Source organism: Sphingobium sp. TomTYG75 (genome assembly GCF_054771635.1).
The window spans coordinates 1685496-1702177 of sequence record NZ_BSRE01000001.1; the positions used below are offsets into that span (position 1 = coordinate 1685496).

14 protein-coding genes are annotated in these 16682 nt (G+C 62.0%); 11 read left to right on the forward strand and 3 right to left on the reverse strand.

What is annotated here, in order from left to right; all coding sequences use genetic code 11:
* Positions 1–42 precede the first annotated feature (42 nt).
* The 5 genes from aspS to ACYU81_RS08570 all read left to right on the forward strand — a co-directional run bounded on the left by aspS (position 43) and on the right by ACYU81_RS08570 (position 5887).
* Positions 43–1827: an aspartate--tRNA ligase gene (gene aspS, locus ACYU81_RS08550; RefSeq protein ID WP_460987209.1), complete on the forward strand. Its 1785-nt coding sequence runs from the start codon at positions 43–45 to the stop codon at positions 1825–1827.
* A gap of 164 nt (positions 1828–1991) precedes the next feature.
* Positions 1992–2765: a polyphosphate kinase 2 family protein gene (locus ACYU81_RS08555; RefSeq protein WP_460987210.1), complete on the forward strand. Its 774-nt coding sequence runs from the start codon at positions 1992–1994 to the stop codon at positions 2763–2765.
* Positions 2766–2859: 94 nt separating this feature from the next.
* Positions 2860–4179 (forward strand): methyl-accepting chemotaxis protein, encoded by a 1320-nt coding sequence (locus tag ACYU81_RS08560; protein WP_460987211.1) that lies wholly within the window; start codon positions 2860–2862, stop codon positions 4177–4179.
* An 80-nt stretch (positions 4180–4259) separates the two neighbouring features.
* A complete protein-coding gene (locus ACYU81_RS08565) occupies positions 4260–4445 on the forward strand; it encodes a hypothetical protein (protein ID WP_196225106.1) in 186 nt (61 codons plus the stop codon).
* A gap of 92 nt (positions 4446–4537) precedes the next feature.
* A complete protein-coding gene (locus ACYU81_RS08570; protein ID WP_460987212.1) occupies positions 4538–5887 on the forward strand; it encodes a S41 family peptidase in 1350 nt (449 codons plus the stop codon).
* A gap of 258 nt (positions 5888–6145) precedes the next feature.
* Here ACYU81_RS08570 and greB read toward each other — a convergent pair whose 3' ends face one another.
* Together greB and ACYU81_RS08580 are read right to left on the reverse strand one after the other, a co-directional pair.
* The gene (gene greB, locus ACYU81_RS08575) at positions 6146–6628 is read right to left on the reverse strand and encodes a transcription elongation factor GreB (protein ID WP_460987213.1); all 483 of its coding nucleotides are present in this window, start codon (positions 6626–6628) and stop codon (positions 6146–6148) included.
* 106 nt (positions 6629–6734) lie between these two features.
* Entirely contained in the window at positions 6735–8774 is a 2040-nt protein-coding gene (locus ACYU81_RS08580) for a lytic transglycosylase domain-containing protein (RefSeq protein WP_460987214.1), read from the reverse strand.
* Between the two features lie 154 nt (positions 8775–8928).
* On the opposite strand from ACYU81_RS08580, the gene dapA reads away from it, so the two are divergent.
* The 6 genes from dapA (at position 8929) to recA (ending at position 15023) form a co-directional block, all read left to right on the forward strand.
* A complete protein-coding gene (dapA, locus tag ACYU81_RS08585; protein WP_460987216.1) occupies positions 8929–9807 on the forward strand; it encodes a 4-hydroxy-tetrahydrodipicolinate synthase in 879 nt (292 codons plus the stop codon).
* Positions 9808–9852: 45 nt separating this feature from the next.
* A complete protein-coding gene (smpB, locus tag ACYU81_RS08590) occupies positions 9853–10335 on the forward strand; it encodes an SsrA-binding protein SmpB (protein WP_196225111.1) in 483 nt (160 codons plus the stop codon).
* 17 nt (positions 10336–10352) lie between these two features.
* The gene (locus tag ACYU81_RS08595; RefSeq protein WP_460987218.1) at positions 10353–10943 is read left to right on the forward strand and encodes a DUF2062 domain-containing protein; all 591 of its coding nucleotides are present in this window, start codon (positions 10353–10355) and stop codon (positions 10941–10943) included.
* Between the two features lie 43 nt (positions 10944–10986).
* Positions 10987–13410, forward strand: a complete 2424-nt coding sequence (locus ACYU81_RS08600) for a hybrid sensor histidine kinase/response regulator (protein WP_460987220.1) — start codon at positions 10987–10989, stop codon at positions 13408–13410.
* A gap of 80 nt (positions 13411–13490) precedes the next feature.
* Complete coding sequence (locus ACYU81_RS08605; protein ID WP_460987221.1) at positions 13491–13847, forward strand: response regulator; 357 nt, start codon at positions 13491–13493, stop codon at positions 13845–13847.
* Between the two features lie 102 nt (positions 13848–13949).
* Positions 13950–15023 (forward strand): recombinase RecA, encoded by a 1074-nt coding sequence (gene recA / locus ACYU81_RS08610; protein WP_449470841.1) that lies wholly within the window; start codon positions 13950–13952, stop codon positions 15021–15023.
* A gap of 163 nt (positions 15024–15186) precedes the next feature.
* Here recA and ACYU81_RS08615 read toward each other — a convergent pair whose 3' ends face one another.
* The gene (locus tag ACYU81_RS08615; RefSeq protein ID WP_460987223.1) at positions 15187–16557 is read right to left on the reverse strand and encodes a sulfotransferase domain-containing protein; all 1371 of its coding nucleotides are present in this window, start codon (positions 16555–16557) and stop codon (positions 15187–15189) included.
* Positions 16558–16682 lie beyond the last annotated feature (125 nt).

Here is a 16682-nt window from a genome sequence, read left to right on the forward strand (position 1 = left end):
ATTTGTCATTTCCGTAAAACGAAGCTGAAAGACCAAAACGCCATGCACGCCTATCGCACCCACACCTGCGGCGCCCTTCGTGAAGGTGATGTCGGCGCGACTGTCCGCCTGTCGGGATGGATACATCGCAAGCGCGATCATGGCGGCGTGCTGTTCATCGACCTGCGCGATCATTATGGCGTCACCCAGATCGTCGCGAAGGCGGACAGCGATCCGCTGAGGGTGCTTGAGGCCTTGCGTCTCGAATCGGTCGTGACGATCGACGGCACGGTCGTCGCGCGTGGTCCCGAAGCGACCAACCCAAAGATGGCGACTGGCACGATCGAGGTCGTGGCCGACAGCGTAACGGTGCAATCGACCGCCGCTGAATTGCCGCTGCCAGTGGCGGGCGAGCAGGAATATCCCGAGGATATTCGCCTGCGCTATCGCTTCCTCGACCTGCGCCGCGAGACGCTGCATGCGAACATCGTGAAGCGCACGAAGATCATTTCCGACATGCGCCGCCGCATGGAAGGAGTGGGCTTCACCGAATATTCGACGCCGATCCTAACCGCGTCGAGCCCGGAAGGCGCGCGGGACTTTCTGGTGCCGAGCCGCATCCATCCGGGGAAGTTCTACGCCCTGCCGCAGGCGCCGCAGCAATATAAGCAGCTGCTGATGGTGGCGGGCTTCGATCGCTATTTCCAGATCGCGCCCTGCTTCCGCGACGAAGACCCGCGCGCCGACCGCCTGCCGGGCGAGTTCTACCAGCTTGACCTGGAAATGAGCTTCGTCACGCAGGAGGATGTGTGGAACACGATGGAGCCGGTGATTGCTGAGGTGTTCGAGCAGTTCGCCGACGGCAAGCCGGTGACGCCTGCGGGCAGCTTCCCGCGCATTCCTCATGACGAGGCGATCCTGAAATATGGATCGGACAAGCCGGACCTGCGCAATCCGATCCTGATTCAGGACGTGACCGAGCATTTCCATGGGTCGGGCTTCGGCATCTTTGCGTCGCTGGTCGAGAGCGGCAGCGTCATTCGTGCGATCCCGGCTCCCGGCGCTGGTGCGGGCAGCCGTAAATTCTTCGATGACATGAATAATTGGGCGCGGGGCGAGGGCTATTCCGGCCTTGGTTATATCAACATCAAGGATGGCGTGCCCGGCGGTCCCATTGCCAAGAACCATGGCGAGGAGCGGACGGCGAAGCTGATCGAGTCGCTGGGCCTTGGCCCCAATGACGGCGTGTTCTTTGCGGCGGGCAAGGAAAGCCAGGCTGCGAAGCTGGCGGGTCTGGCGCGCATTCGCGTGGGCGAGCAGCTGGACCTGATCGACAAGGACCGGTTCGAACTGTGCTGGATCGTCGATTTCCCCTTCTACGAATATGATGAGGAATCGAAGTCGATCGACTTTGCGCACAATCCCTTCTCGATGCCGCAGGGCGGAATGGACGCACTGGAGCATCAGGACCCGCTGACGATCAAGGCGTATCAGTATGACATGGTCTGCAACGGCTATGAGATTGCTTCGGGGTCGATCCGTAACCAGTCGCCGGAGCTTATGGTCAAGGCGTTCGAGAAGGTCGGCCTCAGCCAACAGGATGTGGAGGATCGTTTCGGCGGCCTCTATCGCGCTTTCCAGTACGGTGCGCCGCCGCATGGCGGGATGGCCGCTGGTGTCGATCGCATCGTGATGCTGCTGTGCGGGGCGCAGAATCTGCGCGAGGTGACGCTGTTCCCGATGAACCAGCGCGCCGAGGACCTGCTCATGGGCGCGCCGAGCGCGGCGGAGTTCAAGCAGCTGCGTGAACTGCATGTCCGGGTCGTGGAGCCGCAGGCCAAGGCTTGATCACCCTACCGTCATCCCAGCGAAAGCTGGGATCTCGGTCGAGATCGCACTTCGCCTCTTGAGATCCCAGCGTTCGCTGGGATGACGGGGCAGGGGCGGGGTAGATTTGACTTTTCGTCGCTTCAGGCGTTGCTTTCCTCATCTGCACAGGAAGGATGACGCGCATGGCGATAGACCTTGCCGATTATGAGAAGGGCAAGCCTCTCAAAGGCGACTATGAGGCGGAGCTGGAAAAGCTGCAGGAGCGGCTGGCGAAGATTCAGGTTGCCCATGTGATCCATGACCGGCGATCGGTCATCCTGTTTGAAGGCTGGGACGCGGCGGGGAAGGGCGGCATCATCAAGCGGATGACGGCGCAATGGGACCCGCGCTATTATCGCGTCTGGCCCATCGCCGCGCCGTCCGCCGAAGAATGCGACCATCATTTTCTCTGGCGTTTCTGGACCCGACTGCCTGCGGGCCGCAACATCGCGGTGTTCGACCGCAGTTGGTACGGGCGGGTGCTGGTCGAGCGAGTGGAAGGGCTCTGCTCCAAGGGCGAATGGAAGCGCGCCTATGACGAGATAAACGCCTTTGAAAAGCAGCAGGAGGACGCGGGTACCAACATCATCAAGCTGTTCGTCCACATTACCCAGGAAACGCAGGACAAGCAGCTGGCGCAGCGGCTCGATACGCCGTGGAAGCGGTGGAAGACGGGCGCGGAGGATTATCGCAACCGGGCGCGGCGTGACGATTATCTCGACGCGATGCACGACATGTTCAAGAAGACGGACAGCAAATATGCGCCATGGCAGGTGATCGACAATAATCACCGTGCGGCCGGGCGTATCGCCGCGCTGAAATATGTCGCCAAGTCGTTGGAAAAGTTGGTGCCGATGGATTTTCCTGAGGCCGACCCGGAGGTGGTCAAGCTCGCCAAGGAAGCATTCAACTATTAAATGCCGTAAAAAACCAAGACAAAACAGTGCGTTGTCATAAATCTGTCATCAAAATCTAACTGCTCATTTACCATTCGGGCGCTACCAGCAACTCATGTACGCGCCCATGATGCTCGATCCTTCGCCGTCGCTGCCTCGCTGGCAGGGCTTGCCCTTCGTCTCCACCAGTCCGGCGATCCGGATCGGACGGCCGTTGAGCGAAGCGGTGGAGCATTTTCAGCAAAATCCTTCGCTGCGGCTCCTGCCCGTTCTGGACGATGCGGATCGGCCCAAGGGCGCAATCTACGAGCGGGACATGCGACGGATTCTGTTCAATCCGTTCGGCCATGCGCTGCTGCGTAACCCCAGCTTTGGCGGGCGGCTGGATGATCATATCCGGCCCTGTGCCTCGGTCGAGCGGAGCGCCACGATCGAGATGCTGATCGACCTCTACGCAGCGCAGGGGCAAAAGTGCGAAGGGCTGATTGTCATAGAAGGCGGCCGTTATGCCGGGATGGTCGGCGGGCAGTTGCTGCTGAAGCTGGCAGCGGAGCGGGATGCGCGCGTGGCGATCGCGCGGGCGGAGCGGCTGGAGCGCGTGACGCGGGAGAGCGGCAGTTTTCGCGACGATATCGCAACGCTGATCGCCGATCTGGTGGGGATGGCGGATATGCTGTCCCGGCTGGCGAGCGACGCCGCGGAACGCGCGGCCCATAACGGGCAGGCGGCAGCAGGCATGGCGGTGGCCGCCGCGCAAACCGCTGACAATCTGTCCGGCATCGCAGGGTCGGCCAACGACCTTGGCCTGCTGTTCCAGTCAATCGAGGATGAGGTGCGTCAGGCTGGTGCCGCGATCAAGGCGGCGGTCGAACAGACGCGGCTGGGGTCAGCACAGACCCAACAATTGCGTATTCAGGCAGATGGCATCGGAGAGGTTACGGCGCTGATCGACGCGGTGGCGCGGGCGACGGCCACGCTGGCCCTGAACGCGGGCATAGAGGCCGCGCGAGCCGGGGAGGCGGGGCAAGGCTTTGCCGTTGTCGCGCGCGAGGTGAAGCTGCTCGCGGGGCAGACCCGCGAAGCCGCGGCGGAAATTGCCGACCGGATAGACCATATCCGCGCGACTGTCGGTCATGTGGCGCAGGGCCATGAGCTGATGGGGTCCGCGATTGAGACGGCGGATCGGCTGTCGGCTTCCGTGTTCGACGCGGTGGCCCGCCATGGCGCCTTCAGCCGCGGCATCGCCGCCAGCCTGTCCGAAGCGGGCGAGTCCAGCGATCATGTCCGGCTGAGCGCCAGCCAGATCAGCGGCAATGCCGACGCGGCGGTCGATGGCGCGCGCAACATCCGGCATGCGGCAAGCCAATTGGCGAGCGAAGCGCAGCGGCTGGACGCGCGGGCCAGCCTTTTTATCGAGGCTATTCGATTGGATTGACGCCGACTTCAGGGAAAAATGGCTGGCGCCATGCGCAAATGCGGCTAACCTCAACATCCAACAAGAAGGAGAGGACAGCCATGCTCGTGATGTTCGTGGGCGCCGACCGGACCGAAACCGCCATCAATGCCGCGCAGGTCACCTTCGTATCATCCGTCACGGACGGCACCCGCATCCGCTTTGGCGAAGGCCGCAGCGTAACCGTGGTGGAACCGATCGCCCAGGTGATGGAGGATCTCAATCAGGCATTGCGGCCGCACGAATAGCGCCGCTGCGGGCGCTATGCCGTAACCGATGCTTTGCGTATGCCTGAGAAGCATCCTATACTGATGGCTTGATGCCAGGACTCAGGACAGCAATGAAATCCAATTTCTTCCGGGGCGCCGTTGCCCTTGGCGCACTCGCGCTCATCCCCGCCACCACCGCCGCGCTCGCGGACGGGGAAGCGAGCAGCTACAAGGCGCTCGACGAGTTCATGGACGTTTTCCAGAAAGTCCGCAGCGACTATGTGGAGAAGGTGGACGACGAGAAGCTGATAAAGGGCGCGATCGACGGCATGCTGGCCAGCCTCGACCCGCATTCCAGCTTCCTCGACGCGCGCGATTTCCAGAATCTGCGGACCCAGACGGAGGGCAGCTATGGCGGCCTGGGCCTGTCGGTCACGCAGGAGGATGGCGCGGTCAAGGTGATCGCGCCGACGCAGGACACTCCCGCCTGGCGCGCGGGGATCAAGGCGGGCGATTATATCACCCATCTCGACGGGCAGCTCATCTATGGCGGCACGCTGGATGAAGCGGTCGACAAGATGCGCGGCGCGCCGGGCACGTCGATCAAGCTGACCATCGTGCGCGCGGGCCGTGACAAGCCGATCGAAGTAACGCTGACGCGGGAGATCATCCAGCTGAAGCCGGTGAAGTGGGAAGTGAAGAACGGCGTTGGCGTGATCAATATCGTCAGCTTCTCCGCCAATACCGGCGCTGACCTGCGACAGGCGATCCGTAGCATCGACAAGAGCCTTGGGCATAAGCCGACAGGCTATATCCTCGACCTCCGGTCCAATCCGGGTGGGTTGCTGGATGAAGCCGTTTCGGTGAGCGACGCCTTCCTGGAGCGTGGCGAGATCGTTTCGCAGCGCGGCCGCAACAAGGGCGATGTCGAGCGCTATTATGCCAAGCCCGGCGACGACGCGAAGGGCCTGCCGGTCGTTGTTCTGGTCGATGCGGGGTCTGCTTCAGCGTCCGAAATCGTCGCGGGCGCGCTTCAGGACCAGCATCGCGCACTGGTCATGGGTGAGCGCAGCTTCGGCAAGGGCAGCGTGCAAACGATGCTGCCGCTGACCAATACGACCGCGCTCAAGCTGACGACGGCGCGCTATTATACCCCGTCAGGGCGTTCGGTCCAGGAAGGCGGGATCGAGCCTGACGTTCGCGTGCCGCAGTTGTCGGACCCCGATTACAAGAACCGGCCGAAGTTCCGCGAAAGCGACCTGCGCCGTCATCTAATCAATGAGATCAAGACGGACAATGCCGCGCTGGAAGAAGACACCAAGGAAGATCCGCGCTTCGCCATGTCGGCTGACGAGCTGAAGAAGAAGGGGATCGAGGATTTCCAGCTGGATTATGCGCTGAAGACGATCGCGCGGCTGGCGGCGAAGCCGGGTGCGGTGATCGCGCAGGCGCAGACGGTGGGGAAGAACGCGGTGCGGTGAGCGGGCCGGTTGGTTTCGCCTTTCGAGGGGCCAGTCATTTCCCTTTCGGCGAGCGGGCGAGGAATGCGTTGGACGAGTAGCGGACTTCCTCCCTCTCCCCTTTAGGGGAGAGGGCTGGGGAGAGGGGAATGAGGAAACGGCGTCCTAACAGTCCCCTCTCCCGCCTTCGCTAAGCTCGGCACCTCGGCCAGAGGCACATGACTCTGGCCGACCCCTGAAGGGGAGAGGGAATGGTTCGAACCCTTAACGAGCTTCGCGTCACTCCGGATAACCGATCTCCATCACCTCATATTCCTTTTCCCCGGCGGGCAGCATGACTCGGCGTAAATCGCCTACCGCGGCATTACGCAAGGCGCGTGCGATGGGGGAGCTCCAGCCGATCCGGCCCGCGCTGGCGTCGGTTTCGTCATTGCCGACGATGGTGACGGTGCGGTGATTGTCGTCTTCGTCGGCGATCGTCACGGTCGCGCCGAAGAAGACGCGGCTCTTGTCGGGTTGCTGACGAGGATCGACGACTTTCGCATCCTTCATCTTCTTTGACAGGCGGCGCAGTTGGCCGTCGATCTCACGCATGCGCTTGCGGCCGTAGAGATAGTCGCCATTCTCACTGCGGTCGCCATTGCCCGCTGCCCAGCTGACGATCTCTACGATGCGGGGCCGCTCCTGCCCAAGCAACTGGTCATATTCGGCGCGCAGCTTCGCGAAGCCTTCAGGGCTGATGTAATTAGGGTGAGGGGTCATGACCAGACGTTCCTATCCCTTCGAATGCAGCTTGTCGAAGTCCTCATCTCAACGAAGAGAAGTGGGGGGCTTCGACAGGCTCAGCCCGAACGGAGAATAAGGGCGGTCAGCCCGGGGTTTGCTTGCCCAGATATTTGGAGAGTGGGGTATTGGAACCCCGGAAGCGGGCGCGTTCGGGGTTCATCGCTTCATAGACAACCGCATTTTCCAGCACGCGCTGTACATAGTTGCGCGTTTCGAAAAGCGGGATCTGCTCGATCCAGCGCAACATGTCGGCGCCCGGCAGGCGCGGGTCGCCATTGGCCGAAATCCAGCGGTTCACATTGCCGGGGCCGGCATTATAGGCCGCGACGGCCAGCGGATAGCTGCCGCCATAATAGTTGAGCATGCGCTGGAAATAGGATGATCCGAGCATGATGTTGTAACTCGGGTCGTTGAGCGAGCCGGGATCATAGCCGAGGCCGAGCTTGCCCGCCTGTTCCCGCGCGGTGCCGGGCATCAGTTGCATCAGACCGCGCGCGCCCGCATGGCTGACGATCTGCCGGTCAAACTGGCTTTCCTGCCGCGCGATGGCATGCACCATCGTCCAGTTGGATTGCGCGGTGGGCGGCACGGGCACGCGGGGGAAAGCGCTTTCGCCATAGCCGGTGAGGCCGCTCGACACGGCGCGGCGGCCGACCATCACGCCCATGTCGGGCCTGCCGATGCTCTTGGCGAGTTCGGCGGCGAGATAATGATCGCTGTCGCTGTCGGCATTATTGGCGATGGCGCGGGCGAATTTGCTCTGATCTTCCCAATAGCCCATCTGCCCCAGCGCCTTCACGGCGCGGACGACCGAGCGATTGTTGAAGGACGTGCGATCGGCGGCGGAAATCTCCACGGCCCGTTCAACGAGGGCAGGTGCGGGCACCGGCTTTCCGACGCGTTCCAGGGCAAGTTGGCCGTAGAATTGATCCGGGAACACCGAAGCCTGGGCGAAATAGCTGGTCGCGGTGGCCGTATCACCGGCTGCCAGTGCTGCGCGGCCCGCCCAATAATAGCCCTTCGACTGGGTCTGGGGGGATTTGGCAGCCGTTGCGTAGCGGCGGAACATCGCCGCCGCGTCCGATGGGCGGTTCAGATTGTAGAAGGCGGTCGATCCCGCCAGCCAGGCGAGGCTGGTATAGTCGTCACGCTCGCCAATCGGGCGGCTGGAAACGTCGGTGCCGGGCGCATAGGCGTCGTCGAGCTTGCTGGCGATGCCATAGGCGAAGCTCCACTGGCTGTCGTTGGCGGCGGCGCGCGCCTGGCCGAGCAATGTTTCATACCATTTTTCCGCATTGCCCGGGCGGAAGGTCAGTTGGGGACGGTTGGCGAGATATTGGCGTGCGGCGATCCAATTGCCCGTGTTCAACAGCCAGGTCGCCTTGTCCGCGACGAAGCCAGCGTCGGATATGCCGACCGGCTCCGCGACTTGCATCCGGGCGGCGGCGTCCGGCGCCTTCTGGCGGAAGGCGATGCGCGCTTCGTAGACCGGCCGTCGCGTGGGCGTCACATAAGCGAGCATCCGTTGCGCCCCGGCGATGTCGCCGCCCCACAGCAGCACGTCGGCGCGCTGGTCATGGTCCGCACTCGTCCAGCTGCTGCCGAAGAGCGATAGCAGCCGAGCCTCGTCATCCGGCGAAAGTGTGCCGCCGACCCATGCGCTGCGTGCGGCGATGCGCGCTTCGGGCATGCGGCCCATCTGCATCATCGCCAGCGCATTGCGCGCATGGCCGGTGGCGGTGCGCGCGGGGAAGCGGGCGAAGAAGGCTGTAACCTGACGCGGATCATAGCTGTTGGGATTGATGCCGGTTTCCGCCAGCCGCCGCATCCGGTCCTCCCCCGGCCAACCCGGATTGGCGAGGATGAAGCTGGCATAGGAGGAGAAGCCCAGGCCGTCGCTCTGCTGCAACGCGCGCCACTGGCTGATCGTCGCGGAGATGGACGGATCGGACGCCACGCCGATTCGGCTGCTGACCTGATTCCAGGGCGACGGCTGAGGCGATGACTGAGTCGACGCGGACAGTTGCTGGACCACCGCGCCAGCCGGATAGGGCGACGCGACGGGGGCTTCAGTCTGGGCGCTGGCGCCGGCGGTAAAAAGAAGAAGAGCGATCAAGGGCATGCGGACCATTGCTGTTTCGAGGTGGCGAGCTGACAGCCTACTGGACATCATCGCAATTCCATCCTTATCAGGCCCTGAATGACGCGCTATAGCGCGCCGACGCCTACACTCGACAGTGTGCCCCGGAATGCCGGTGAATTGAAGGAGTTTATTGATGTTTTCCGGGTCGATTCCGGCACTGGTCACCCCATTTCGCGACGGAAGCGTGGATGAGGCCGCGTTTCGCGCCCTTGTGGACTGGCAGATCGAGGAGGGCAGCAGCGCTTTGGTGCCATGCGGCACCACCGGCGAAAGCGCGACCATGACGGTCGAGGAGCATAATCGCGTCGTTGCGATCTGTGTCGATCAGGCTGCGGGCCGGGTGCCGGTGATCGCGGGCTGCGGGTCCAACGACACGCGAATCGCTCTGGAGCATATGTTCGCGGCGCAGGCGTCTGGCGCGGACGCGGCGCTGGTGGTCGCGCCTTATTATAACAAGCCGAACCAGGAAGGCGTCTATCAGCATTTCGCCTATCTGGCCGAGCGCTGTCAGCTGCCGATCGTCCTTTACAATGTGCCGAGCCGCACGATCACCGACATTGGCGTGCCAGTGATCCACCGCCTGACGGAAGAATATCAGACGATCGTGGGCATAAAGGACGCCACCGGGAATCTGGGGCGGGTCACCGCGCAGCGGCTCGCCTGCCGCGATGATTTCTGCCAGCTGTCCGGCAATGACGAAACCGCGCTGGGATTCAAAGCCATGGGGGGCAAGGGCTGCATCTCCGTCACGGCCAATGTCGCGCCGCGTCTCTGCGCGGAGTTCCAGGCGGCTTGCGCGTCGGGTGACTGGGCTGGTGCACTGGCGTTACAGGACCGGCTCTACCCGCTGCACGACGCATTGTTCAGCGATTCTTCACCTGGGCCGGTTAAATATGCGCTCAGCCGCGTGCGGTCCGACATGCCGGGTGAGCTGCGGCTGCCGATCACCTGGCCTTCGGAATCGAGCCGCGCCGCTGTCGATCGGGCTTTGGAAATTGCGGGTCTCGTCTAAATGGGCTGCGGCCTTATATGGTGAAGTGAGTTAGTTAAGAGTCCCATGGCCCGCCCCCGTCCCGAATTGTTCGACAAAAAGAAGATCGTCGCCGAGAACCGGCGCGCGCGTTTTGAATATTTCCTTGAGGATGTGTTCGAAGCGGGCATCGCGCTGCAAGGCACGGAGGTGAAATCGCTCCGTTTCGGCGAGGGCAACATCGCCGAGAGCTATGCCGAGGTGAAGGGCGATCAGGTGTGGCTGGTCAACAGCAACATCCCCGAATTCAGCCACGGTAATCGCTATAATCATGAGCCCAAGCGGCCCCGCAAGCTGTTGCTGCACGAGCGGGAGATCGCGCGCATGCATGGTGCGGTCGAGCGCAAGGGCATGACGCTCGTCCCCTTGAGCGTCTATTTCAACAGCCGGGGCAAGGCGAAGGTCGAACTGGCTCTGGCCAAGGGCAAGAAGACGCACGACAAGCGTGAAACGATCAAGGAACGCGACTGGAAGCGCGATCAGCAGCGCATCATGAAGGACCATCGCTGATGGGTCCGAAGGCGAGCATGGGCCGTCTTGCCCGCTGGTGGCACGCCAACGCGCCGACCCGTGAATCGCTGGAAGACAACCGCTTCATCGCCCCCGTGGCGCATCGTGTGCTGGAACCCTCGCTGTGGCGCTTCACCCGCCGGTCGGTGCCGCGAGGCGTGGCATTGGGGCTGCTGGTGGGGATATTCCTGCTGATCCCTGGCGTGCAGATTGCGGGCGCGGCGCTACTGGCGCTGCCTTTCCGGGCCAATATTCCGCTGGCGGCAGCCATGACGTTTCTTTCCAATCCGGCGACGACACCGCTGTTCCTGATGGCGTCCGTCTATGTGGGTAACTGGTTCCTGGGCCGCAGCGCGGACGCCTCCGGCTTCATGGCGCTGGTCGATAAGCATGCATCCATCCGCGAATGGTGCGGCTGGCTCTTTTCCGAAGCGGCGCCCGCCATGCTGTTTGGGCTGGCGTTGATTTCGATCGCGTTCGCGGTGGTGGGATATTTCCTTGCCGACTGGATCTGGCGCCATCGGATGGGCCGGAAATGGCATGCGCGTAAATTGAGGATTGGCAAGGCACCCGAAAGCAGCGCATTGGAAGAAGTCGCCCGCGTCTGACGTCGGCGAATAGTCCAGGCGTTTTCAGGGGGAAGGCCGGCCGATGGCCTCGCGCGTCAAAAGGGATGAGGAAGCGTGGACGGGCGATCGCCCTTCCCGGCTGTCCCTGCCGCTGCTGATACTGGCGGCGCTGCTTTCGGCGGTTCTCGTCATCTATGCGACCGGCAACCCGGCTATGGCCACAGGGTTTGGCGCCATGATCCTTGCCATCGCCGCGCTGCTCAGCTGGTATCGGCGTATTTTCCCGGAAGAGGCGGCAGACGGCGAGGCGGTGCCGGATTGGACGGTAGCGCGCGCCGCAGCGGATGCGTCCAACATGGCGATTGCCGTGACCGACCGGGCAGGGCGGCTTGTTTGCGCCAGCGACCTGTTCGGCGAATGGTTTCCCGGATTTCCGACGCCCCCCAATCTCACCGCTGAGCCTGGCCTGACGGAAAGCCTGAGCACCGCCGCCCGCGCGGCCTGGCGCGATGGAGAGGCGCGGGTCGAAGGCGTGGCGCAGGGCGCTCTCCGGCTGGATGTCGATCTGTGCCGCACCGGCCGGTCGGAAGATTATCTGCTGTGGCGCTTTACTCCGGTTCGCCAGCCCAACGCGCTGGATGATGTGCACCGCCTGCTGACCGGGGACGCGGGGCGGCAGATGGGCGAGGCCGGGATCATGGCGGTGATGATCGGCGGTGAAGGGCGTATTCGCGCGGCGAACGGGGCTTTCCTGCTGCGTGCCGCTGGCCGGATCGACGCCAATATCACCGGCCGTGACTTTGCCGCCCATATGCGCGTCGATGACAAGGGGCGGCTATTTCTGGCGCGTGAGGAGTCGGGCGGGTTGCCGCTGCGGTTGTTGCAGGTCCCTTTGCGTCGGACGGCTCAGCCTGCTGGTAGCCAAGTGGGCCAGGATGGTCCGATGCTGCTGCTGCTGATCGATGAGCCAGCGGGCAGCGCGGGCGGTACATCGGCGCTTTCCTATATCGAAACGCTGCTGTCCCTGCTGCCCTTCGGCCTCGCCATGGCGGATCGCGATGGTCGGGTGCTGTTCCTCAACAATGCCTTCTCCCGCGCGGCGGGACTCAAGCGTAGCGAACGGCCGAGCTATCCCGGTGATCTGGTCGTGCGCGAGGATCAGGCAGCGGTTGCCGACGCCGTGCGCCGCTTTGCCGTTGGCCCGCAAATGTCAGGCGATATCGCCATCAGGCTGCGCAACGAACCGGAGGAGCCGACGGCGCTGAGCCTGGCGGGCGTCCGGGGCCTTGGCGAGGCGGCGGTGCTGCTCAGCCTCAAGGATAATAGTGAGGAAAGCAAGCTCAAGCGGCAGGTCGCGCAGGCGACCAAAATGCAGGCGATCGGCCAGTTGGCGGGCGGCGTCGCGCATGACTTCAACAATATCCTGACCGCGATCATCGGCCATTGCGACCTGATGCTGATGCGCCATACGCCGGGCGACAGCGACTATGACGATATTCAGCAGATCAAGTCGAACAGCAATCGCGCGGCCGGGCTGACGCGCCAGCTGCTCGCCTTTTCGCGGCAACAGACACTGCGTCCGCAGGTGCTGCAACTGCCCGACATCGTTGCCGACGTCTCCAACCTCTTGAAGCGCCTGCTGGGTGAGAGCGTGAAGCTGGAGGTGAGCCACGGCCGCAACCTGGGCGCGGTGCGCGCTGATCCGGGGCAGCTGGAGCAGGTGATCGTTAACCTGGCGGTGAACGCGCGGGACGCGATGCCGGAAGGCGGCATCCTCAATATCCAGACCTATGCGGTTCCGGCCGGCAAGGTACGCGAGATGCGGCAGGAGATATTGCCTGCCGCCGATTATACCGCGCTGCGGGTGTCGGACATGGGGCTTGGCATCCCGCCCGACATTCTTTCCAAGATATTCGAGCCCTTCTTCACTACCAAGGAACTGGGTAAGGGCACGGGGCTCGGCCTCTCCACCGTCTATGGCATCGTCAAGCAGTCGGGCGGCTATATCTTCGCCGAGTCTGAAATTGGCCGGGGGGCGAGTTTCGTTATCTACCTGCCCGTCTATCAGGGCGCGGACATGGAGCAGGCGATCCCCGCCAAGCTGCCCATCAAGCGCAGCGAGACATGGGGCACGGGCACGGTATTGGTGGTCGAGGACGAGGATATGGTCCGCGCCGTCGCCGAACGCGCCCTTTCGCGTCAGGGCTACAAGGTGCTGACCGCCAATGATGGCGAGCAGGGGCTGGAGGTGCTGGCGAGCGGTGAGAAGATCGACCTGCTGATTTCCGACGTGGTCATGCCCAATATGGATGGCCCGTCCATGGTCGCGCGGGCACGGGATACGCATCCCGACCTTCCCGTGCTGTTTATGTCGGGCTATGCCGAGGAGCAACTACGCAAGTCGATCGACCTTGCCAATGTCGCCTTCCTGCCAAAACCCTTTTCCGTCAGTCAGTTGGCGGAGGCCGCGCGTGACGCGCTGGCCATGGGCGCAGGGGTGGAATGAACTTCTTGAACGATCAGGCGTTTATGCTGGTCCGCGCGCCGATGATAAGATAGCGAGCGTAACGAAATAGGGGATCGCACATGTCGGACGGCAAGACCATCCTGGTGGTCGAGGATGAAGCGATGATCGGCATGATGCTGGAAGATTATCTCGAAACATTGGGATATCGCCTATATGCCATTGCCGTGTCGGTGGACGAGGCGTGCGACCATGCGCGCAAGGGCGGCTTCGACGCGGCATTGGTGGACTGCAATCTGCAGGGTGAGAAAAGCTGGCCGGTCGCGGACCTGCTGGCGCAAAGCGGCATCCCCTTTATTTTCGCGACAGGCGGCATGGCTGATGACGTGCCATCAGGACATTCGGATCGGCCCACTTTGGCAAAACCTTATACGATTGGCGCCGTTGAGCGGGCGCTGACGAAGGTTCTTTCCGCCTAAATAGGAAATTTCCGTTCCCCTCTTGTTCTTTGAGAACAAAGGGGATACATGGTGGCCAAGGCGCCACTTAATCGGCGCTTCCGCTTGACAGGGGATAGGCCGATGACAGCAATGCTCTCACTCATCGATTCCAAGAAGACAGGGACAATGGACAGACAGAAAGCATTGGAAGCGGCCCTTTCCCAGATTGACCGCGCCTTCGGTAAAGGTTCGGCCATGAAGCTGGGCAGCCGCGAGAAGATCGAGATCGAGGCGATTTCGACGGGATCGCTGGGGCTCGACATCGCGCTTGGCATTGGCGGTTTGCCACGCGGCCGCATCATCGAAATCTATGGCCCGGAAAGCTCAGGCAAGACCACGCTGGCGCTGCATGCCATTGCAGAGGCGCAGAAGACCGGCGGCGTTGCGGCTTTCGTCGATGCCGAGCATGCCCTCGACCCCGCTTATGCCAAGAAGCTGGGCGTCGATATTGACGAGTTGATCGTGTCCCAGCCCGATACCGGTGAACAGGCGCTGGAAATCGTCGATACGCTGGTGCGGTCGAACGCCATCGACGTGCTGGTGATCGACTCCGTCGCGGCGCTGGTGCCCCGTGCGGAAATCGAAGGTGAGATGGGCGATAGCCATGTCGGCCTGCAGGCGCGCCTGATGAGCCAGGCGCTGCGCAAGCTTACCGGCTCGATCTCTCGTTCTAAGTGTCTGGTGATCTTCATCAACCAGGTGCGCATGAAGATTGGCGTCATGTACGGCAATCCGGAAACGACGACGGGCGGCAACGCGCTCAAATTCTATGCGTCGGTTCGCCTCGACATCCGCCGTACTGGCCAGATCAAGGATCGCGACGATATCGTCGGCAACGCGACCCGCGTGAAGGTGGTGAAGAACAAGGTGGCGCCGCCGTTCAAGCAGGTGGAATTCGACATAATGTATGGCGAGGGGATTTCGAAGATCGGCGAGATACTCGATCTGGGCGTCAAAGCTGGCGTGGTCGAAAAGTCGGGCGCCTGGTTCTCCTACGACTCCGTCCGCATTGGCCAGGGTCGTGAGAATGCCAAGACCTTCCTCAAGGAAAATCCCGAAATGGCGGAGCGCCTGGAAAAGGTGATCCGGGGCAAGACCGAAGAGGTTGCCGAAGGAATGATGACCGGACCCGAAGCGGAGGATGATGGCGAATAAGCACGGCTAATGCCTGCGGCCGGATCAGCCGCAGGATAGCCGCGCGGCTCTGCTCGCCTTTCGTTTCACGCACTGAAAAGGCCCGCCCGCGCATTTTCGCGGGGCGGGCCTTTTACCGTTATAGAAGGGCGAGGCTTGCTCAACAGGGCCAGATGAACATTGATCAGCGGCTAGGGCTCACCATTCCTGCCGGTTTGAGGTCGGAGGGCGGATTTTTGGCGTGGGTCCGCTGGCGCCTTTTGCTCTGCTCGACGGCGAGCTTTTTCTTGAGCCGTACGCCCTGAAGACCCCAGTCTCCGAAATGTACGGCAGCCAGGAATATGAGGAGGCCGTTCATGAACAAGGCGATGGTGAGAGGCAGCGCGAGAAAGACGTCGAGTATTTGTTCGGTCGGCGTTTCCACAGGCCCCACCCGGTCGATCCCGAACAGGGCGAGGCCGTCTTCAAGGGAATGACCATCCCATTCTCGCCGGAAAAGCCATTCGCCTACCTCTATCGCCAGAATGGTCGGGGCGATGAGCATGGCGGCGAGGCCGATCATGACCATCGCTTCGCTCAAGAGCTGTACGCCAAGAGAGGGGAGGCGGCGCTTGGTTACAGGATCATGCACCTGCCTTTCGGGCGCTGCGGATTGCGATATCTCGATCGGTCTCACAGTGGATGACGAAGGCGGGTCCGAAAATCCGTATCGATCCAGCTTGGCCAACATTCGGGGGTTCAACTGAGACTTGCAGCTATCCTCGATGAATTTCTGCTGCTCTATCGTCAGCTCCTGCCGGAAGCTGTCGGATTGCCCCTTTCTGATCCGCAGGGCATCTGAATCCGATCTGTCATATTCATGGCCGGGAATGCCCTGGGCGAGTTCCAGTGCCTTGAGCTTTTCGAAGGATGAGTTTTCCACCGCATATCCAAGAGCACGGCTATTGACCGGCTCATCCAGAAAACTGAGCATCGTTTCGACTTCTACCTCCGTTTGAAGCAGTAGATCCTCATAATATATGATGTGATGATCATGCCGTTCGAGGCCATTGGCCCAGCTATTCATATATTTAATATAGTGCGGCAGGCCCCTATTCTCATCCATGAGAAAATCATCAACGCTGCCTTGAAACGACATCTTGTGCCGAGTCACATGGTGATAGTCGGAAATGAGTACGGCCCGCGGATCCCGGATCAGGAATATGATGGGAAGGCGGCCGGGCAGGGTTGGTTTGAAGCGCAGATGAGTGGAAGGGATCAGGGGGAAAGAGGCCTCCTCTGATCTCCGGACAAAGGCCGGTATGCCGCGCACCGGATCCAAGTCGAAATTGGGAGCAAAGGTGAACATGCTCTGGGTCGTAATGGGCGGATATGCACGCGACGCGAGGAAATATTGCGCCAGGATAAACCTGAGCCAGGTCCTGCCCGACTTCGGGTAGGAGGCGAGGAGCGCAGTCGCAGCGCTGGAAACAAGACGCAGGCTGCGAGCCGAAGCGATACGGCGCGCCAGAATGAAGGGCGCATGAGCCAGCGAAGCGATGTGGGGCGTGTCCATCAACACAGATTAGCTTGGCAGAAAGCCGGGTGTGAAACTTTTCCGGATGATGGCCAATGTGTGTAAGAAGCTGAAACCATCCTCCCTTTTTTTCTGATGGCAGCCAAGTTGATTGACAGGGGGTG